Source organism: Mycobacterium sp. UM_Kg27 (assembly GCF_000972905.1).
Taxonomy (GTDB): Bacteria; Actinomycetota; Actinomycetes; order Mycobacteriales; family Mycobacteriaceae; genus Mycobacterium.
The window spans coordinates 37,126-57,052 of the sequence record NZ_JRMM01000002.1 but is presented as its reverse complement, the minus strand read 5'-3'; the positions used below and the strand labels follow the sequence as shown (position 1 = coordinate 57,052).

Genomic DNA, 19,927 nt, shown 5'->3' with positions numbered 1-19,927 from the left:
GCGGATCGGACGGGAACGTAATCTGCTGTTCAGACGCATCACGGTCCACCACGGCGACGGGAGTTCCCTGTGTCACTGCCCACCGAGCCACCACCCGGCCTCTCGCGCTACCGGCACCGTCGAGTACTGATCACCGGGGCTGGGTCCGGCATCGGTCAGGCCTGCGTGCTGCGGATTCTCGCCGAAGGCGGCCAGGTGGCCGCCGCCGACATCAGTGCCGACGGATTGACCGACACCGTCGCCAAAGCCGGCCAGTTCGCAGACCGCCTGTCGACAGTGGTGATGGACATCGGTGACGAACAGTCGGTCCGCACCGGCGTGGCCCAAGCCGTCGAGTCGCTGGGCGGCCTCGACACGCTGGTCAACGCCGCCGGAATCCTTCGTTCGTCCCACTTGGCCCAGACCGCCCTGGCCGACTTCGAAGAAGTGATTCGGATCAACCTCGTCGGCACTTTCCTGGTCACCCGCGAAGCCATCGCCGCGCTGCACGAAGGCAACCGGCCGGCGGTGGTCAACTTCAGCTCGACGTCCGCGCAGTTCGCTCACCCGTACATGGCCGCCTACGCCGCGTCCAAGGGCGGGGTGCTGTCGATGACACACGCCTGGGCCATGGAGTTCGCCAAAGCCGGCATCAGATTCAATTGCGTGCAACCCGGCTCGATTGCGTCGGGAATGACCGATGGATCGGGTGCGTCGCGTCAAAGCGTCGGGCCCGGCCTGCCTGAGGACGCCGATTTCACGCTGTTCGGGAAGGTCGCACCGATGCTCCCGCTCGATGGGGGCGCGATCTTCGCCCACCCCGACGCGGTCGCCGGCGTGGTGGCCATGTTGGGCAGCGACGACGCCTACTTCGTCACCGGTACCGAGGTCCGGATCGACGGCGGCGCCCATATGTAAGGGACGCCGCGCAGCGCCAGCCAGTGACAACCGACGGAGGACCAGAATGAAGGCCACAGGTCTGCTGTGCGCGCTCGCAGCGGTGGCAACAGCCGGGGCACTCGCTTGCCCCCCAGGCAATGCCGAACCGTTCTTCGCGAACTACCAACTCATCCTGCCCGACCGCTACGACTTCCACACCTGGGCTTGGGCGGTATCGCACTGCTTGCCGGCAGCGGACGACTGCGCCCACATCCAAGCGATCCCTATGCCCGTGGCCAAGGCTTTCGAATACGCCGGCGACGCCCACCTCGCCGATGGCCGATACACGCTGACTGTCGACATTCCTGACGGATTGCGTTGCGGGAACGCCTATTACGGTCCCGTCGTTGCCACCCATGACGTGTACTCGTGGGACGCCGCGACGCTACAAGGCACCTTGACATCCTCGTTTGAGGTCGGCTGCAATGGAGCGCCCGGCGGAGTGCTGAGCTATCCGTTTACGTTAACTCGCCTCTGATGGACCCGGGCCCGACGGCCGTTGCGTCCCGACCGGCACCTTGAGTTTCGACGTCCTCGCGAACGACCTCATCCGCAGCAGGTAGCGCGGTACCCGGGAGATGCCCAGACTGCGCGGCCAGTCGCCGGCGCGGAAGTAGGCGTCCGAGCCACCGTCAACGAATATCACGCTGCCACAAAGGAAATCGGCGGCTTCGGAGAGCATGAACAGCATCCAGTCCGCCAACTGGGCGGGATCCCCGTAGCCGCCGACCGGGACCGGGAAGCTGCGGACGGCCTTCTCCTGGGCCGGTGTGGCGAGCTGCTTTTCCAGCAGTGGCGTCAGGATCGCTCCGGGTGCCAGCGCGTTGAGCCGGATACCTGCCCCTGCCCACGACGGCTGGACGGCGTTCCGGCGTACCCAGTGCGATACCGCGATCTTCGACGCGGCGTACGCGAACGACGGCGCGACCGGGCCGAACAGGCGCAGCCGGCGCACCGCCTTGGCCGCTTTGCCGGCCAGCAGCGCACGTACCGCGGAGCGCGGTACGGCCGGCACCGTGGTGGTCGAATTGCTGGCAACCACGACGACTTTGGCGGTACCGGGCGCGGCGGCCAGCGCCGGTCGCCACGCCTGCAGCAGGTCGACCACCCCGAAGTAGTTGACCTGCAGGATCAGCGCCGTCGCCCGTGGAGTGGGGCCGACACCGGCGGCCAGCACCGCGCCGTCCAGGTGACCTCCACACAACGCCAGCACCTGCTCGGCGGCCGCCGCGCGCCCGCCGGGACCCGAGAGGTCCGCGACGACGTCGGCGTCGCGCAGGTCGACCCCGATCACGGTGTGACCGGCCGCCCGCAGCTTGTCCGCAGCCTGGCGGCCCATGCCGGATGCCGACCCGGTTACCGCGTAAACGCCCATGAGACGCCCTCCTCAACCGTTGCGTTCCGTCGTATAGGCATACCGGGCAAGGTGGACAGCATGCACATCGGATTCATCGGACTCGGGAACATGGGAAGCGGCATGGCCGCCAACCTACTCGCGGCGGGTCACACCGTGACCGCCTATAACCGGTCAGCGGTCAAGGTGGACGCCCTGGTTCAGCGCGGCGCCACCGCGGCACGCACAGTGGCCGACGTCTGCCGCGGCGACGTGGTGCAGACCATGCTTGCCGACGACGACGCCGTTGAGAGTGTCGCGCTCGGCCCGGACGGGATCGTGGCGTCGTTACCGCCCGGCGGGCCGCTAACCTTCGACGACTCCCCGTAGCCCATCGGCCCCGAACGCCGGTTCCAGCATCGACGAGAAGTCCGGGCCGCGGCGCAGCATCTGCCCGCCGTCGACGTTGATGACCTGACCGGTGATGTAGCCGGCCGCGTCACTGAGCAGGAACAGCGCCAGGTTGGCGACGTCCTCGACCTCGCCGGGCCGCGGCAGCGGCGTACAGATGCGGTAGTCCTCGCTGAGCTCGGGCGAGTCCAGGATCGGGGCGACCAGCTCGGTGCGGGTGAGGCCGGGACGGATGCTGTTGACCCGCACCCAGGAGGCACCCAGCTCGTCGGCGGCCAGCTGCATCATGTGGTCCAGCGCCGACTTGGTGGGGCCGTAGGCGCCGAACCAGCGGTGGGTGTTGCTGGCCGCGATCGAGGAGATCCCGACGAATGAGCCGCCGCCGCCGCGCACCAACGCCCGGCCGGCGTGCTTGAGCAAATACAAGGTGCCGTTGACGTTGAGGTCGACGGTGCGCCGCCACAACTCCGAGTCGATCTGGGTGATCGGGCCGATGGTCAGCGAGCCACCCGCGCAGTGCACCACGCCGTGCAGTCGGCCGTGTTTGGTCACGGCGGCATCGACGGCGGCGATCACGCTGTCCTCGTCGGTGACGTCGGTCGGCAGGTGGCGAACCCTCTCGCCGAGCTCGGCGGCCACATTCGCCAATCGATCGGCGTCTCGTCCGACGATCAGGACATCGGCGCCGGCGGCGGCCAGCGCGGCGGCCACGGCCTTGCCGATCCCGCTGCCGCCGCCGGTGACCAGGTAGCTGCGGTCTTCAAAGGAAAGCTGCACACCGACCCCTCACGTCGAAACTGAAACAGGTTCTACCTATCGAACCATGCCTCCGGCCCCCAGCTCAGGGTTGGTCGCGGCGGGCCACGGCGGTGGGCCCGGCGGTACGCCAGTCCTCGACGTCAGGGGGCAACCCCAGCGGGGCGCGGTTCTCGTTGTGGGCCGACCAGTGCGCGTGACCCAGCTGATGGATGTGGAAGCCGTGCCGCAGCGCCTCGGTGAAGCCCATCGCATCGGCGGCGCCGTTCACCGAATCCTTGATCAGCAGCGCGGCCATGGTGGGCAGTTTGGCGATGCGCCGGGCGAACTCCAGCGTCTTGTCCGCCAGCTCGTCGGTCGGAAACACCTTGGAGACCATGCCCAGCCGGTGCGCCTCGTCGGCGTCCAGCGAGTCCCCGGTCAGCAGCAGCTCCTTGGCCTTGCGGGGGCCGAATTCCCAGGGGTGGGCGTAGTACTCGACGCCGGGCATGCCCAGCCGCACCCCGACCACGTCGGAGAACCGGGCGTTGTCGGCGGCCACGATCAGGTCGCAGGCCCAGATCAACATCAGTCCGGCAGAGATGGCGTTGCCCTGCACCTGAGCGATGGTGATCTTGCGCAGGTCGCGCCACCGGCAGGTGTTCTGGAAGAAGAAGTGCCACTCCTGCAGATAGGTCTTCTCCACGACCGGCTCCCGGGTGGCGCCGTGGGATTGGAACGTCGGGTGCTGCGCCGGCCCGGGACGCCGCTCAAGCAGCGTGGCTTCGGACCCCAGGTCGTGACCGGCGGAGAAGTTCTTCCCGCGCGCGGCCAGAATCACCACCCGGACGGCGTCATCGGCCTCGGCGCGGCCGAATGCCTCGTCGAGCTGCACCAGCAGGGTGCGATTCTGCGCGTTGTGCACGTCGGGGCGGTTCAGCCAGATCCGGGCGATACGCCCGTCGTCGAGCGTTTCGTAGTCGACCAGGCGATCCGTATTGTCGCCGGCCTGCTGCGATGCGGTGTCCGATGTGACCATTGCCTCCGCCCTCGTCGTCTTCGCTTCACAGGCTACGGCGGCCGGCCTGAGCTGCCCGAGGCAGGTGTGACACAGCGCGCACTTCGCTAGAGTCGAGTCATGCCTGCTAAATCCGAACCCGCCGACATCGAGGACGTGGAACCGCTGGCCGACAGCACCGCGCGCCAGGCCCGGCGAGTGGTTGCCGCCTATGCCGAGGACGCCGACGAGTGTCGGGTGTTCCTGTCCATGCTGGGGATCGGGCCCGCAACACCCGACAAGAACGGAGCGTAGATGCCGGAGGCGGGGCCGCCCGGCGGTTCAGCGAGGCTCGACGAAGGCGAGCCGAAGCTGGGACCGCCGCAAGAACCCGGGGAGTCCGATTTCGTCGTCGTGGCCAACCGGCTGCCGATCGACATCGAGGTGCTCGCCGACGGTACGACGGCGTGGAAGCGCAGCCCCGGCGGATTGGTGACCGCGCTGGAGCCCCTGCTGCGTAAGCGCCGCGGCGCCTGGGTCGGCTGGCCCGGCAGCCTGGAGGCGCCCGACGGGCCGATCGACATCGAGGACCTGCGGCTGCATCCGGTTCCGCTGGACACCACCGATATCGCCGAGTACTACGAGGGCTTCTCCAACGCCACCCTGTGGCCGCTGTATCACGACGTGATCGTCAAACCGATCTACCACCGGCAGTGGTGGGACCGTTACGTCGACGTCAACCGTCGCTTCGCCGAGGCCACATCGCGCGCCGCCGCGCCTGGCGCCACGGTGTGGGTCCAGGACTATCAATTGCAGTTGGTGCCCAAGATGCTGCGCGATCTGCGGCCAGATCTGACTATCGGCTTCTTCCTGCACATCCCGTTCCCGCCGGTGGAGCTGTTCATGCAGCTGCCGTGGCGCGCCGAGATCGTCGACGGCCTGCTCGGCGCCGACCTGGTCGGTTTTCACCTGGCCGGCGGAGCCCAGAACTTCTTGTTCCTGGCCCGCAATCTGGCCGGCGCCGTCACCTCGCGAGGGTCGGTCGGGGTGCGCAGCCGGTTCGGTGAGGTGCGGCTGACCGACCGCACGGTCCGGGTGGGCGCCTTCCCCATCTCGATCGACTCCGGCGAACTCGACCGCAAGGCCAGGGAACGCGGGATCCGGCGGCGCGCCAAGGAGATTCGGGCCGAGCTGGGTCATCCGCGCAAGGTTCTGCTCGGCGTGGACCGCCTGGATTACACCAAGGGCATCGACGTCCGGCTCAAGGCGTTCAACGAGCTGCTGGCTGAGGGACGGGCCAAGCGCGACGACACCGTGCTGGTGCAGCTGGCGACGCCGAGCCGCGAGCGGGTGGAGAGCTACCAGATCCTGCGCGACGACATCGAACGCCAAGTCGGGCATATCAACGGCGAGTACAGCGAGGTCGGCCACCCGGTGGTGCACTACCTGCACCGCCCGGTCCCCCGCGACGAACTGATCGCATTCTTCGTGGCCAGCGACGTCATGCTGGTGACCCCGCTGCGCGACGGGATGAATTTGGTCGCCAAGGAATACGTGGCCTGCCGCAGCGACCTGGGCGGCGCCTTGGTCCTCAGCGAATTCACCGGCGCTGCAGCAGAATTACGCCAGGCCTACCTGGTCAACCCGCACGACCTCGAGTGCGTCAAGGATGTGATCGAGGCTGCGGTCAACCAGACTCCTGAAGAAGGGCGCCGACGGATGCGGGCGCTGCGCCGTCAGGTGCTGGCCCACGACGTAGACCGTTGGGCCCGCTCCTTCCTTGGTGCACTCGCCGACTCCGCGGAGTAATGCCCAACGGCCGGTGACACTCAGCTGCACAGGTGGATTGGGTTGTCCTGGCAATTCAGCGGATAGTGGATGACCGGGACCGGCAGCGGCGATACGAAGGTCAGCGTGAACGGCCGCTTCTCCAACCCGGGCTGCAGCCCGCACACCGCGTTGTGGGAGGTGGTGTAAGTGCCGTTGAGGGACAGATCGAACTGATACATCTCCTCGCTGCCGGCAGTGCCGCCGTTCGAGCACCTGGTGCCCGCCAGCAACGGGGTCTTGTAGGTCCACCGACCGTTGGCCAACCGGTATGCCCCAGCCTGTCCCGGAGGCCCGTTACTTTCGACCTGCAGTTTGCAGCCCACCGCCGTGTGCAGCGGAACCCGGCCGTCACCCACTGTCGGCACGCACAGCGGGTAGATCTTCCAGGTCGCCGTCTTGACACCGTCGTTGTAGGTGTAGACGCCCTCGATCGTTCCTTCCGGTATCGCGTCGTCATCGGCGCCGGCCTGGACCGCCAGGCCGGTGGCCGCCGTCATCGCCGCAGCCAAGATGGCCAGCCCACGAACGAGTTTCCCCATGGCGCTCATCCTTTCAGCTAGATCGGCGCGATATTGCTGATCAGCCACTTGCGGTCGATCTTGCGGAAATCAACCCGCAGGCGGCTGCCCTCGTAGTACTTCTCCTTGGACTTGCCCGTCACGGTGCGGTTGACGAACACCAGCACCGAGCCCGACGTCCGGCGGGCAGCCATGGCGCCGACGCCGACGACGTCGACCTGGTTCACCAACTGCTTCTCGCGGGCCTGCGGAATGATCTCGTTCATGGCGCGGGCCTCGAACTCGCGGCGATAGTCCCCGGTGAACAGCGGGTAGGTCTCGGTCAGGCTGCGCTCCACCGTCTTGTACTCATAGCCCAAGACCTTGGGGATCTCATCGGCGGTCAGCCTGACCAACTCCGAGCGTGTCGTCTGCTCACCACGCGCCTCGACTCGGCTCCAATACAGCGATCCCGCCGCAGCTCCCAGACCCACGAACCCACCGAGAACTCCCACGAGGACGGCCAGCCACATCCACCGCCGTGTCATCCGCTGCCCCCCGGCCACTTCAGGTCGTATGCGGTCATATCGCCGTTGCCGTCTTCATGCACGATGACCCGCAACGCGTAGGGCTGCGAGGGCTTATTGACTCCGTCCGCATCAGTGGCGGTAGCGCGTATCGCCACCAGCACCGACGCGTTGCCGGCGACGTTGTCGATGCCCTCCAATGCCTTGCCATTGATGACGGCCTCAGAGCTGTGCTTGGTCTCTCGCAGCAAGGCCTTGAGATTTTCGGAGTTGGCCGCCATCGTGTCGCGCAGTGGACCGCTGGTGCCGGCCACGAAGCGATCCACCTGCTCGTTGATGGTGTCGGGCGTATAGGTGTACATATTCAGCACCGTCTGCACCGCCGTGTCGACGAATCGCTGATCGCGCTGGTGTGCTGCATCGGCATGCCGGTGTTGCACGCCGAGTACGGCGACCATCCCGCCCAACAAGACCCACGCCGCCAGTCCAACCACACCCGCCAGTTGCGCTGTCTTGCCGGCGTTGGGCTGCCGCCGCGGCGGTGGTCCGGCCGGCCGGACCGCCCGTACCGCAGCGCGGCTGGGTGGCGGAATCCGTACCGCGGTCGGCGTCGTCTCACCGGCCTCCCCCGCTGGTCCCGCAGCCCGCGAGGCCCGGCGCCGGACCTTCGCGTCGTCGGGTCCGCTCACGTCTGCCTCGGCGCGAGCATCAGATCAGCCCAGTTCTCCGCGGGCAGCCACTTGTCTGAGCCGGAGACGAACACGCCACTGTTGCCGACCGGATCCACGAACTTGCCGGACCGGTCGTAGGTGCTGTAGGCGACACCGTTGGCCTCGGCAGGCAGCGGCCCCGGAGCCGGACCGGCAGCCGGTCCCGGCGCGGGGTCACGTCCGTAGGCGGGCAGGCCCCCGTTGCCGCCAGGGCTGGTCGGCATGTTCTGGTCCGGCGGCGCGTAGTACGGCCACGGCGCCGGCGGGTTGGGGCCGAGCTCGTTCGGCGGGTACGGCAGCGGGAACGGCGGGTTGGGTGCCGGTCCCGGTCCCGCAGGCACCCCCGGCGGCAGCGCCACGACCGGAGGGCCCGGGTCGTAGTCCGCAGACGGCGGGATGTACGGGAATTTATTCATCGGATTCAGCATCCGCGGATCGGTGATCGGCGTGTCATACGGAACCGGGGGACCCCGCCACGTGTTGCTCCCGATCGGTACAAAGCCTCGCGGGTCGCGGCAGAGCTGGATCGTGGGTGCGCGTTTGCCAGGATATTCCATGCACGGGTAGTTGCGCGCGCCGCGGACCGCAGTCGGATCGTTTTGGGCGGCCTTGCAGTACAGCCCTTTAGGCAGCTCCCGGACCGTTTCGTCGGCCGGCGAGCGCATCTCGGTGAACGGCAGGAAGCCGACGGTGCACGGCGGCGGATCGTGCATGTCGATCTTGAAGTCCAGCTTGGCGCCCTCGTCCATCGGCACGCCGCCGGCAACGGTGATCAGCGCGGCCATCAGCGCGGGAAACACCACCAGCGCCTGCTCGATGGAGTTGCGGTAGATGACCCCGACGCGGCCGAAGTTCGCGATGCTGGCAGCCAGCGTCGGAAAGGATGCCCGGATCCCCTCGAAGGTGGTGTTGACCTCGTCGGTGACGCTGGGCAGGGTCTGCAGCACCTCACGCAGCTGCGGGTCGGCTTTGCGCACCTCGGTGGTGACCGCCGCCAATGACCGGGACAGCTTCTTGATATCGTCCCCGCTGCGGATCTGAGCATCCAAGAAGGGCTCTACCTGGTCGATCAGTGTCGACGTCGCGTCGTAGTTGGCATTGGCCTCATCGATCAGCTGCCGCGATGACGAGATCATCCGGGCCAACTCCTGGCCAGACCCGTTGAATCCTTCGAAGGCGCTGCGCAGCAGATCACGCAGGCGGCTGTTGCCGATGCTGTTTACCAGCGACTGTGCCTCGTCAAGCATTCCGGCGATGTCCTGGCCGATCGCGGTACGGTCCTGACCGATGCGCGCACCGTTGCGCAGCACGCCCGCGGCCGGATCTCCCGACGGTGGCACCAGATCGATGAACTGTTCGCCGATCGCGGACATGCTCTTGACCGTGGCGGTCACATTGCCGGGGATCTTGGTGGAGCTGTTGAGGCGCATCGCGGCGTCGACACCGTTGTCACCGAGCCGGACCGACTCCACCCGGCCCACGGTCACGCCGCGGTAGGTGACATTGGCGCTCTTATAGATGCCGCCGCCACCGATGAAGTCGGCCGTCACCGTGTAGGTGCCGATGCCCAGCCGGCTCGGCGCGTGCAGATAGAAGATCGAGATCGCACCGACGGCCAGCACTGTGACCACGGCGAAGATCCCGAGTTGGATTCGAACGAGGCGGGTCAGCATCGCAGGTCATTCCTCATAGTGGGCAGCCGTGCCGGGCGGGATCTTGAACGGGTCGGCCGCCTGCCCGGACAGGTTGGCCATCTCGCCGATCAAGAAATCGGGTGGGTTGAGGATGTCGTGCATGTGCGGCATGTTCGGGTCGAAACCGCCGGTGGTGAACACCGTCTCGCCGAACCGCCGCAGGGTCATGTCGAAGATGACGTAGACGTTGAGGAAGTCGCCGCGCACCGCGTTACGCAGATACATCGACGGGAATGGGAACGTCGGGATGAATGGGAATGCCGTCACCAATTCGTTGGCATTGTCGGCGAACGCCTTCACGATCGGGTACAGGTCCTTGACGTCGGCCGCGAAGTCTTCCTTGGCCTCGCTCATGATTCGCGATCCGACCACGGCCAGCCGCTGCAGCGCACCGAACGCGTCGACGATGTTGCTGCGGTTGTCATTGAGCACCTGCAACGCCGCGGGCATGGTGTCGAGCGCACGAGCCAGGCTGGGGGCGCTGCGAGCCAACGTCGCCCCGACCCGATTCAGGCCCTCGGCGGCCGCGATGATGTCGCGTGCCTGGTGGTCCAGCGACGCGGTGAGTTCGGCCAGTCGCGGCACCAGCTCGGCGAAGGTGCCGGCTCGACCGGCCACCGCGGCGTAGGCCTCTTCGGTGATGTCCTGCACCGCACCGAGATTGCCCTGGTTGACCACCACGCCCAGCGACGACAACACCTCTTCGGTGCTGGGGTAGCGCCCGGTCCGGCTCAGCGGTATCTCGTCCCCGGGGGCGAGGTGGCCCACCGGCGGCTGGTCTGTCGGCTCGCCCAGCTCGATGTGCTGGGAACCCAACAGTGACGTCTGCGCGACCTTGGCGATGGCGTTGGACGGCAGCTGAACGTCGCCGTCCAAGGACAGCTTCACGGCGGCGTAGAAACTGCCGTCGGGCTGCTGCACGGCCCGGATACCCGAGACGCTTCCGACCGTGACGTCGTCGACCATCACCGGCGAGTTCTGCGGCAGCGTGGTCACGTCCGGCAGTTGCACTGTGACGGTGTATGAGCCCTTTCCGTGGCCCGCGGTTCCCGGCATGTTCAGTGAGTTCAGCCCACCGAACTGACAACCCGACAGCACCAACATTCCGGCACCGAGCAAGGCACTTCGCCGCCCGCCGCGCCGCAACGCACCGGCAAGAGACTTCACGCTCATCCGCCCTCCCGTGGTGCACCGGCCCCGGGCTGAGCCGGCCCGGTCGGGCCGGGCGGGGTACCCAGTTGCCCCGGCAACGGCGGCGGCATGAACAGCGCGGCGACGTCATCGGTGCTCGGCGGCGTGACACCCGGTGCGGGCAACCATTTCAGGTACGGAAGCGGCGTCTGCGCTTTCGCCTCGGTGGCCGGAGTGTCGTAGATGATCTGACCCTTGTATGCGGTGATCGAGTTGATCGGGTGGAACAGGAACGGGACGAAGTTCATCGCCCAGCGGCGCATGACCGGCCCCATCCGCTCTTTGCAGATCTCGGCCCGCTTGAAGTTGTCCGGGACCGAGCCGACATCGAAAACACCGCCACAGATGAACTGGACCGGGTTGGCAAAGTCCGGCAGCGACAGCAGGCCGGCCAGCGAGCCCTGGGCCGGGTTGTAGATGTTGTAGAAGTTGACTAGGCCGTGGGGCGTGATGTGCAAAACCTGCTCGAAGTTGTCACTCTGATCCGAGAGTGTCTTGGCGAACTGCGACAGCTTGTCGACCTGCGCGATCAACGCGTCGTTGTTGTTGTGCAGGAAGCCGCGAACGTCGCGCAACGCCTGGCTGAGGGTGCCCAGTGTGACGTCCAGGTCGACCGAACTCTCGGCCAGCACCCCGGACACCGCTGCGACGTGGTCGGTGAACTGCACGATCTGCTCGTTGCTGCCCGATAGTGCCTCGATCAGGACCTGCAGGTTCTTGACGGTGCCGAAGAGGTCGGTGCGCGAGTCACCGAGACGTCCGGTGGTGGTGGACAGTTCCCGCAGTGCGTCGCGGAACGAGTCGCCGTTGCCGTCGAAGGTGTCCGCGGCCTGGTTGACGAACGTACTCAGCGCGCCGTTGAGCTTGCCCTGCTCGGGGCCCAACTGAGCGCTGAGCTGAGTCAGCTCCTGCTTGACCTCGTCCCACTCGACCGGGACCGCGGTGCGATCTTCACCCAGTACGGCCCCGTCGGCGAGCTTTTCACCCTCGGTGTAGGCCGGGGCCAGCTGAACGACTCGTGCCGAGACGATATTCGGCGCCATCAGCAACGCATGAACATCGGCCGGCAACGGCACATCCTTGTTCACCGACATGGTGATCTTGACGTTCTCGGCACGCGGCTCGATGGACTCAATACGGCCGACCGGGACTCCGACCACCCGGACGTCATCGCCCGGGTAGAGGCCCACCGCGGAGGCGAAGTAGCCGGTGATGCGGTAGCTGCGCTGCGCGGGCAGCACCACGTAGGCCGCGGCGGCCAGAAGTACGGCCAGTACCCCGGCGAGGACGATCCGTGAAGTTCGGCGTGTCATGGTGACTTCGGCCTTATGACAGTGCGGTCGGAGATCATGCCGCGCAGGTAATCGGCCAGGCTGTCGGGCAGCTTGCCGGGCTGGAAGAACATGTCGAGCAACACCTCCGACATGGTGGGCGGCGGCAGGCCGTACAGGTTGATCTGGAAGCCCGGGCCCGAGGACACCACCTCGCCGAGGGTGGTGGCGTATCCGGGCAAGCGGTCCAGCGCTCCGACTATCCGGTCCTCGCGCTCGATCAAGTTGTCCAGCACCAGATTGAGCTTCTTGAGGGTCGGACCGATCTCCTTTTCGTTATCGGTCACGAAACCGGAAAGCTGTTGCGATACATCATCGATACCACCAATTAGGGCGCCGAGGGCCTGGCGGCGCTCGTCCAGCGCCGCGAACAGCTGGTTGCCGTCGAGCACCAGCTGGTTGACCTGGCCGGCACGCTGATTGAGCACGCCGGTCACCACCTTGGCGTGCGACAACAATTGCCCCAAGGCCTCGTCACGGCGGTTGATGCTGCGCGACAGCGCGGCCACCCCATCCAGCGCCCCACGCAGCTGCGGCGTTGCCTCGCGCATGGAGTCGGTGAGTACCTGGAGTGCCTCTTCGAAGCGCGGCTTGTCCAGGTCGCGCACATTGCCGCCGAGGTCCTGCAGGGCGTTGTTGAGCGTGTAGGGAGCACGGGTGCGTTCGAGCGGAATCGCGGTAACGGAGCCGGCACCGGCGGGGGTGACCGACAGCGCCTTCTCGCCCAGCACGGTGTCAGTACGGATGGCGGCCAATGACTGATCCCCCACCCGGACCTTGCGGTCCACAGTGAAGTCCACCTTGGCGCTGGCCCCGGCCAGCGACACCGACTTGACCTTGCCCACTCGGATGCCAGACACCGTCACGTCATTGCCGGCGATGATGCCGCCGGCATCGGCGAAGTAGGCGTGATAGTTCTTGCCCTGCGGCCAGAACGGCAGGCTGGTGTAGCCGAAGGACACCATCACCAGGAACGTCACCAGTGCGATGCCCAGAAGACCCGTGCGAACCGGGTTTACGCCGTCACTCTTTGACAGGAGAGCACCTCCCCTTGCTGATGTCGTTCTGGCCGCCCATGGGCAGGATGATGTCACTGCCCGCGGGGCCGTTGAACTTCAGCGCGACGGTGCAGTAGTTGATGTTGAAGAACGAGCCGTAGGCGCCCAACGCGTTCAGGCGCAGGTAGTTCTCCTCCAACGGGTCGATGACGTCGTTGAGCTCTTGCTTGCGCTTGTCCAGCACGGTGGCCAGTGGCCGCGCGTTCTCGAGCACGCCCTGCAGCGGCCGCCGAGTGCGGCGCAGGGTATCGGTCAGGTCGTTCTCGACCGAGGCCAGCGGTCCGATGGCTCCCGCGATCGCGTCCTTGCCCTGGGCCAGCCCGCTGATCAGCTGCTGAAGGCGGTCGACGGTGGCATCGAACTGTTCGCTCTTGTCGTCGACGGTGGCCAGCACGGTGTTCAGATTGTTGATCACGTCGCCGATCAGCTGGTCACGGGAGGCCAGCGTGGTGGTAAACGAACTGGTGTTTGCCAGCATCTGGGTCAGGGCGCCACCCTGACCCTGCAGCAGCTCGATGAGCGCATTGCTGATCTCGTTGATCTTTCCGCCGTCCAGGCCCTTGAGCAGCGGGCGCATCCCGCCCAGCAGGGCGTCCAGGTCCAGTGCCGGCTGGGTGTGGTCCCGGGCGATGGTGCCCCCCGGTGGCAGCTTGCCCATATCGCCGGCGCCCGAGGCGATCTCGAGATACCGGTCACCGACCAGGTTCTCGTAGCGGATCAGGGCGCGGGTCGAATCGTAGAGCTGGTAGCGCTTGTCCAGATCGAAGGTGACCCGGACGTGGTTGTCCGGAGTCAACTCAACCCGCTTGACCGTGCCCACCGGTATGCCGGCGATCCGCACGTCCTGGCCGCCCTTGAGCCGGGACGCGGTGGCGAAGTCAGCATGGTAGGTGTTGTTCGAGGTGAATCGGAACTCGCCGAACACCAGCACCAGGCCGACGGAGACCAGCAGCATGGCCAGGGAGAAGATCGCGACTTTGATCAGAGTGCTGCGCGGCGACATCAGTATTCATCCCGTTCCGCGAATGCCCCGTTGAAGAGGAACTGCGCTGTGGAGGGGGCGTCGAACTGGACCTCGGTGTTGGGCTGGAACGGGATATAGGCGCTGTCGGTCACCAGGAACGGCGACCGGAACCAGGAACCCCCGTACTGCTTGCTGGGCAGATCAGGCAATCCGCGGCAGTTGGGTCCGCCGGTCGCGTTGGCCACCGGCAGGCTCTCCGGGTAGGTGTAGGCCGGTGCGCCCGGGATGAAGCTGGACTGCACATACAGGGCCGGCTTGGTACCACCCAGCGACGGGCCGAAACGCTCCAATGCTTTTTCGATGCCCTTGAGGAGGCACCCGAACTCCGGGGAGTATTCGGCCAGCAGGCTGCTCATGGCACGGAACCGCTGCACACCGGCGATGAAATCGTCGGCGGCCGGGGCAAAGGTGTCATAACCGTTGTTGGCCAGTCCGGTCGTCGCCAGCAGCGCCTTGTTCAGGTTCTCCCGCTGGTCGACCAGGGTTTTGCTGATCGCCGGGAGGTTGTCGAAGGTGGTGGCCAGGTCCGGGGCGGCGTCACCATAGATGTCACCGACGACGGCGGTCTTGGCGAAGCCCGACTGCAGCTGGGGCAGCTTCGGATTGAGCTTTCCGAGGTAGCTGTTCAGCCCGGACAGCAGCCCGCCCAAATTGTCGCCGTTGCCACGCAGACCCTCGGCCAGCGCGCTGACGGAGCCGTTGAGCTGCACCGGGTCGATCTTGTCCAGCACATCGGTCAACTTCTGGAACAGGGTGTTGACCTCGAGCTGCACCTCGGATGCCGGCACGTTCGCGCCGTTACGCAGCGTCGCGCCGGACGGCACCGGCGGCGGAATGAACTCCACCGACTTGGCCCCGAAGATGGTGTTGCCGGCAATGTGCACTGCGGCGTTGGACGGGATCTGATGCATCGCCGAGCTGTCCATGGCCAGGATCAGCTTGGCCTGGTCTCCCTGATACTTGATCGCTTTGACCTTGCCGACCTGGATGCCGCGGTACTTGACCTTGGCGTCCTGCTCCATCACCAGGCCGGCACGCGACGAAGTGACGGTGACCTTGTCGGTGGACGTGAACACGGAGACATACGACAGGTAGGTGAACGCCGTGGCAGCGAGCAGGATCGCACCCAGGATTGCCGCAGCAATCCGCACCTGGGTACGCGTCGATCCCGTTTCCACCTGTATTCCCTTGCTAGCCCGAGAGGTTGAAGTTGCCGGACCCGCCGTACACGGCAAGTGAAACGAACAGCGTAATGACGACGACCACAACCAGTGACGTGCGGACGGCCTGACCGACCGCGATACCCACCCCGACCGGGCCACCGGCCGCGTTGAAGCCGTAGTTGGTGTGCACCAACATCACCGCGACCGACATGATGATGGCCTGCAGGAATGACCACAGCAGATCGGTGGGGATCAGGAACGTGTCGAAGTAGTGGTCATAGAGGCCTGGCGACTGCGCGTTGATGAACACCGTGGTGGACCGCGCGGCGAAGAACGCGGCCAGCACCGATAGCGAATACAGCGGGATGATCGCGATCAGGCCGGCCACCAAGCGAGTGGACACCAGATACGACACCGCATGGACCGCCATCGATTCGACAGCGTCGATCTCTTCGGCAACCCGCATGGCGCCCAGCTGGGCAGTGGTGCCGGCCCCGATGGTGGCAGCCAGTGCGATACCGGCCACCACGGGGGCGACGATCCGCACGTTCAGGAACGCGGACAAGAAGCCGGTCAACGCCTCGATACCGATATTGCCCAGCGAGGAGAAGCCCTGGACCGCGATCACGCCACCGGAGGCCAGGGTGAGGAAGGTGGCCACCCCGACCGTGCCGCCGATGATGGCCAGCGCGCCGGTTCCCATGGTGATCTCGGCGATCAGCCGGACCGTCTCCTTGCGGTACTTGGTCAGCGCGTTGGGAACATAGCGGATCGATTCGGCGTAGAACAGCGCCTGCTCGCCGAAGGTGTCGACGGCCTTGGGCACCCCGCGGAACAACCGCCGAAACCGCAATGTGGCGTCGTAGCTCATGGCTCGACTCCCACTCGCTCGTTGCGCGCCCGACGCGGCACTCGCGGGCTCATTTGACCAGCACCCGCACGCTGATGGCGGTCATGACGACATTGATGACAAACAGACAGATAAAGGCGTAGACCACCGTCTCATTGACCGCGTTGCCTACGCCCTGGGGTCCGCCCTTGGCGGTCAGCCCGCGATAACACCCGATCAGACCTGCTGCGGTGCCGAAGAGCAGCGCCTTGATCTCGGCCATCACCAGTTCACCGAGCCCGGTCAGCACGGTGAGGCCGTTGATGAAGGCGCCGGGGTTGACGCCCTGCAGGAAGACGGAGAACACGTAACCCCCGACCAGGCCGATCGCGCACACCAGGCCGTTGAGCATCAGTGCCACGAAGGTCGACGCCAGAGCCCGGGGCACCACCAGCCGCTGAATCGGGTCGATACCGAGCACCCGCATCGCGTCGATCTCTTCGCGGATAGTTCGTGCGCCCAGGTCGGCACAGATGGCGGTGGCCCCCGCACCGGCCACCACGAGCACGGTGACCACGGGCCCCAGCTGCGTGATGGTGCCGAACGCGGTCCCGGCGCCGGACAGGTCAGCGGCGCCGATCTCGCGCAGCAGGATGTTGAGGGTGAAAGCCACCAACACGGTGAACGGGATAGCGACCAGCAGGGTTGGCACCAGCGAAACGCGGGCGATCATCCAGGTCTGGTCGAGGAACTCGCGGTACTGGAACGGCCGGCGAAACATGCCCCGAAACGTCTCTATCGACATCTCGACGAAACCGCCCACGGCCCGAGCCGGGACCGCGAGCTGATCGATCAAGGCAGGTCCTTCCCTCAGGTCGGGCTTCCTGGGCATCGGCGGTTGCAAAACTGTATCCGGCAACATCGTGCGGTGGCGTCATTCGTGCAATTCAGGCGCCGCCCCCGTGAGCCGGATCATATTAACTAGAACACGTTCTCAGTGTCAAAGGACATGTTTTGGCAGATAACATGAGTTATTTTCGCTGGTCACGGCGTATTGTGACCCACGCCTCGCTGTAACGCGTTCTAATTTTGTTCTAATCGCCGGACATCAGTTCGGACGCGGAGAAAGTCCGGGCCGGATCCCGGCCGGCGAAGTAATTGGCCAGCGTGTCCGATAGGCCGGCCGGATCCCACGCCTGCCCGTCGGCGCTGAACTTGCGTTCCACCGCCGGCGCGGCCATCAGGGTTACCTCAGGTCCGTAGACCACAAAGACCTGACCGCTGACCGCGGCCGAGGCCGGCGATGCCAGAAACCGGACCAGGGTCACCACGTGCTCGGGCGACAGCGGGTCGATCTCGCCTTCCCCCACCTTGGCCTCGCCGAACACATCGGCCGTCATCGCGGTACGGGCCCGCGGGCAGATCGCGTTGGCGGTGACGCCGTAGCGACCCAGTGCCCGGCTCGCCGAGAGCGTCAGCGCGGTGATGCCCGCCTTGGCCGCGCCATAGTTGGCCTGGCCGACCGGGCCCATCAGGCCGGCCTCCGAGGAGGTGTTGACGATGCGGCCGTAGATGCCCGCGTCGGACTCCTTGGATTTCTGCCGCCAGTAGGCCGCCGCGTTGCGGGTCAGCAGGAAATGTCCCCGCAGATGCACGGCGATCACGGCGTCGAAGTCGTCGTCGGACATGTTGAACAGCATCCGGTCGCGAGTGATCCCGGCGTTGTTGACGACGATGTTCAGCCCGCCCAGGCCGTCGGCGGTGCTGACGAGTTCGTCGGCGGTGGACCGCTGACTGATGTCACCGGCCACCGGCACACCTTTGCCGCCGGCCGCGGCGATCTCGTCGATGACGTCGGAGGACTCCAGCGCCGGCGCGATGTCGTTGACGACCACCGTGGCCCCGGAGCGGGCCAACCCGATCGCCTCGGCTCGGCCCAGGCCGGCGGCCGCGCCGGTCACCACCGCGACCTTGCCGGTCAGGTCGATCGTGTTGTCAGTCATGTACGCCACTCCTCTTCATCGCTGGCGCTCCGCATCGTCGCCGGCGGTTATGAATACCTCTAGTCGTCGCCCGGGGGAGGCTAGTCGTCGACGCGGCGCAGCGCGGCCCGCGGGCACTCGGCGATGGCCTGCTCGGCGTGGGCTTCCCGGTCTGCCGGGACGGGGGCGAGTTTGACCTCTGCCTGCTCGTCATCGTTCAGATCGAACAGGTCGGGGTCGATTCCGACGCAAATCGCGTTGCCCTCGCAACGATCCAGATCTACCTCAACTCGCATGACATTCTCCTGTACAAGCCCTGCGCCGACCGAGCGTTTCCGGCCGTCGTCGTCCACTAGTGTCACCATACGATCCGACAGCTCTCCCACACGAGCCGCTAGGGCCGTTGGACCCCGGGACTAGAACGTGTTACAACGGGCTGTCGAACCAGAATCTTATCGTGACACCGATCACCAGCGAAGGACTCCCCCGATGCAGATCAGCTACACGCCGGCACAAGAAGAGCTGCGCAGCGAACTGAGGTCCTACTTCACCACGCTGATGACACCGGAGCGTCGCGAGGCCCTCAGCTCGACCCAGGGCGAGTACGGCACCGGCAACGTCTACCGCGAGACCGTGGCCCAGATGGGGCACGACGGCTGGCTGACGCTGAGCTGGCCCAAGGAGTACGGCGGCCAGGCACGCTCGCCGATGGAACAGCTGATCTTCACCGACGAGGCCGCGATCGCCGGCGCCCCGGTGCCGTTCCTGACCATCAACAGCGTCGCCCCGACGATCATGGCGTTCGGCACCGAAGAGCAGAAGAAATTCTTCCTGCCCAAGATCGCCGCCGGCGAGCTGCACTTCGCGATCGGCTACTCCGAGCCGGGCGCCGGTACCGACCTGGCCTCGCTGCGCACCACCGCGGTGCGTGACGGCGACGAGTACGTGATCAACGGCCAGAAGATGTGGACCTCGCTGATCGCCTACGCCGACTACGTCTGGCTGGCGGCCCGGACGAACCCGGAAGCCAAAAAGCACCGTGGTATCTCGATGCTGATCGTGCCCACCAGCGCCGAGGGCTTCTCCTGGACCCCGGTCCACACCATGGCCGGCCCGGACACCAGCGCTACCTACTACCAGGACGTGCGAGTGCCGGTGACCAGCCTGGTCGGCGAAGAGCACGCGGGCTGGAAGCTGGTGACCAACCAGCTCAACCACGAGCGCGTTGCCCTGGTCTCGGCGCAGCCGATCCTGCTGGCTCTCGAAGAGGTCCGTGAGTGGGCACAGAACACCAAGGACGCCCACGGCAATCGGGTCATCGACTCGCAGTGGGTGCAGCTCAACCTGGCCCGGGTGCTGGCCAAGGCCGAAGTGCTCAAGCTGATCAACTGGGAGCTGGCTTCCACAGACAAGGCCGCGCCGTCCCCGGCGGACGCCTCGGCGGCGAAGGTGTTCGGCACCGAGCTGGCCACCGAGGCCTACCGCCTGCTCATGGAGGTGCTCGGCACCGCCGCCACCGTCCGCCAGGACTCCCCCGGCGCCCTGCTGCGCGGTCGGGTGGAACGGATGCACCGTGCCTGCCTGATCCTGACCTTCGGCGGCGGCACCAACGAGGTGCAGCGCGACATCATCGGCATGGTCGCTTTGGGCCTGCCCCGTAACCGCTGACCTATATACCCAAGGACTTTGGAGGCAAG

At 66.3% G+C, this 19,927-nt stretch carries 21 protein-coding genes and 1 pseudogene; 6 read left to right on the top strand and 16 right to left on the bottom strand.

Features of this window, described 5'->3' with window-relative positions:
* The first annotated feature begins 69 nt into the window (after positions 1–69).
* The gene (locus LI94_RS00700; RefSeq protein WP_152664715.1) at positions 70–897 is read left to right on the top strand and encodes an SDR family oxidoreductase; all 828 of its coding nucleotides are present in this window, start codon (positions 70–72) and stop codon (positions 895–897) included.
* Positions 898–943: 46 nt separating this feature from the next.
* Positions 944–1,396 carry a hypothetical protein gene (locus LI94_RS00695; RefSeq protein WP_046299970.1) on the top strand — a complete coding sequence of 151 codons (453 nt, stop codon included), beginning with the start codon at positions 944–946 and terminating at the stop codon, positions 1,394–1,396.
* Here LI94_RS00695 and LI94_RS00690 read toward each other — a convergent pair.
* The gene (locus tag LI94_RS00690; RefSeq protein WP_046299969.1) at positions 1,382–2,293 is read right to left on the bottom strand and encodes an SDR family oxidoreductase; all 912 of its coding nucleotides are present in this window, start codon (positions 2,291–2,293) and stop codon (positions 1,382–1,384) included. The two genes, LI94_RS00695 and LI94_RS00690, sit on opposite strands and share 15 nt — an antisense overlap.
* A 60-nt stretch (positions 2,294–2,353) precedes the next feature.
* Between LI94_RS00690 and LI94_RS00685 the strand changes: the two are divergent.
* Positions 2,354–2,608, top strand: a pseudogene (locus tag LI94_RS00685) (NAD(P)-binding domain-containing protein); the annotation flags it as partial.
* Positions 2,609–2,617: 9 nt separating this feature from the next.
* Here LI94_RS00685 and LI94_RS00680 read toward each other — a convergent pair.
* Complete coding sequence (locus LI94_RS00680) at positions 2,618–3,439, bottom strand: SDR family oxidoreductase (RefSeq protein WP_024442241.1); 822 nt, start codon at positions 3,437–3,439, stop codon at positions 2,618–2,620.
* Between the two features lie 64 nt (positions 3,440–3,503).
* Positions 3,504–4,436 carry an enoyl-CoA hydratase gene (locus tag LI94_RS00675; RefSeq protein WP_024442240.1) on the bottom strand — a complete coding sequence of 311 codons (933 nt, stop codon included), beginning with the start codon at positions 4,434–4,436 and terminating at the stop codon, positions 3,504–3,506.
* 99 nt (positions 4,437–4,535) lie between these two features.
* On the opposite strand from LI94_RS00675, the gene LI94_RS23615 reads away from it, so the two are divergent.
* On the top strand, positions 4,536–4,709 hold the full coding sequence (locus LI94_RS23615) for a hypothetical protein (RefSeq protein WP_164517933.1): 174 nt from the start codon (positions 4,536–4,538) through the stop codon (positions 4,707–4,709).
* Positions 4,710–6,203, top strand: coding sequence for a trehalose-6-phosphate synthase (locus LI94_RS00670; RefSeq protein ID WP_239651118.1), 1,494 nt, complete (start codon positions 4,710–4,712; stop codon positions 6,201–6,203). It abuts the gene before it with no gap.
* Positions 6,204–6,223: 20 nt separating this feature from the next.
* Here LI94_RS00670 and LI94_RS00665 read toward each other — a convergent pair whose 3' ends face one another.
* The 13 genes from LI94_RS00665 to LI94_RS00605 all read right to left on the bottom strand — a co-directional run bounded on the left by LI94_RS00665 (position 6,224) and on the right by LI94_RS00605 (position 18,526).
* Entirely contained in the window at positions 6,224–6,763 is a 540-nt protein-coding gene (locus tag LI94_RS00665) for a hypothetical protein (RefSeq protein WP_024442238.1), read from the bottom strand.
* A gap of 17 nt (positions 6,764–6,780) precedes the next feature.
* Positions 6,781–7,269: a hypothetical protein gene (locus LI94_RS00660; RefSeq protein ID WP_036457744.1), complete on the bottom strand. Its 489-nt coding sequence runs from the start codon at positions 7,267–7,269 to the stop codon at positions 6,781–6,783.
* Positions 7,266–7,937 (bottom strand): hypothetical protein, encoded by a 672-nt coding sequence (locus tag LI94_RS00655; RefSeq protein WP_024442236.1) that lies wholly within the window; start codon positions 7,935–7,937, stop codon positions 7,266–7,268. Before LI94_RS00655 ends, LI94_RS00660 begins: the two co-directional genes overlap by 4 nt.
* A complete protein-coding gene (locus LI94_RS00650) occupies positions 7,934–9,631 on the bottom strand; it encodes an MCE family protein (protein WP_046299967.1) in 1,698 nt (565 codons plus the stop codon). The genes LI94_RS00655 and LI94_RS00650 overlap by 4 nt, the downstream gene beginning before the upstream one ends.
* 6 nt (positions 9,632–9,637) lie before the next feature.
* Positions 9,638–10,825: an MCE family protein gene (locus tag LI94_RS00645; protein ID WP_046299966.1), complete on the bottom strand. Its 1,188-nt coding sequence runs from the start codon at positions 10,823–10,825 to the stop codon at positions 9,638–9,640.
* Positions 10,822–12,156 (bottom strand): MCE family protein, encoded by a 1,335-nt coding sequence (locus tag LI94_RS00640; RefSeq protein ID WP_046299965.1) that lies wholly within the window; start codon positions 12,154–12,156, stop codon positions 10,822–10,824. Before LI94_RS00640 ends, LI94_RS00645 begins: the two co-directional genes overlap by 4 nt.
* Complete coding sequence (locus LI94_RS00635) at positions 12,153–13,211, bottom strand: MCE family protein (RefSeq protein WP_024442232.1); 1,059 nt, start codon at positions 13,209–13,211, stop codon at positions 12,153–12,155. Before LI94_RS00635 ends, LI94_RS00640 begins: the two co-directional genes overlap by 4 nt.
* On the bottom strand, positions 13,198–14,235 hold the full coding sequence (locus tag LI94_RS00630; protein WP_046299964.1) for an MCE family protein: 1,038 nt from the start codon (positions 14,233–14,235) through the stop codon (positions 13,198–13,200). Before LI94_RS00630 ends, LI94_RS00635 begins: the two co-directional genes overlap by 14 nt.
* A complete protein-coding gene (locus LI94_RS00625) occupies positions 14,235–15,434 on the bottom strand; it encodes an MCE family protein (RefSeq protein ID WP_192830879.1) in 1,200 nt (399 codons plus the stop codon). Before LI94_RS00625 ends, LI94_RS00630 begins: the two co-directional genes overlap by 1 nt.
* Before the next feature lie 13 nt (positions 15,435–15,447).
* Entirely contained in the window at positions 15,448–16,290 is an 843-nt protein-coding gene (locus LI94_RS00620) for an ABC transporter permease (RefSeq protein WP_046299962.1), read from the bottom strand.
* A 49-nt stretch (positions 16,291–16,339) separates the two neighbouring features.
* Positions 16,340–17,104, bottom strand: coding sequence for an ABC transporter permease (locus tag LI94_RS00615; RefSeq protein WP_024442228.1), 765 nt, complete (start codon positions 17,102–17,104; stop codon positions 16,340–16,342).
* 238 nt (positions 17,105–17,342) lie between these two features.
* Positions 17,343–18,251, bottom strand: coding sequence for a 3-oxoacyl-ACP reductase (locus tag LI94_RS00610; RefSeq protein ID WP_024442227.1), 909 nt, complete (start codon positions 18,249–18,251; stop codon positions 17,343–17,345).
* An 80-nt stretch (positions 18,252–18,331) separates the two neighbouring features.
* A complete protein-coding gene (locus tag LI94_RS00605) occupies positions 18,332–18,526 on the bottom strand; it encodes a ferredoxin (protein ID WP_024442226.1) in 195 nt (64 codons plus the stop codon).
* A gap of 193 nt (positions 18,527–18,719) precedes the next feature.
* Here LI94_RS00605 and LI94_RS00600 point away from each other — a divergent pair, with 193 nt between their 5' ends.
* Positions 18,720–19,898: an acyl-CoA dehydrogenase family protein gene (locus tag LI94_RS00600; RefSeq protein WP_024442225.1), complete on the top strand. Its 1,179-nt coding sequence runs from the start codon at positions 18,720–18,722 to the stop codon at positions 19,896–19,898.
* Positions 19,899–19,927 lie beyond the last annotated feature (29 nt).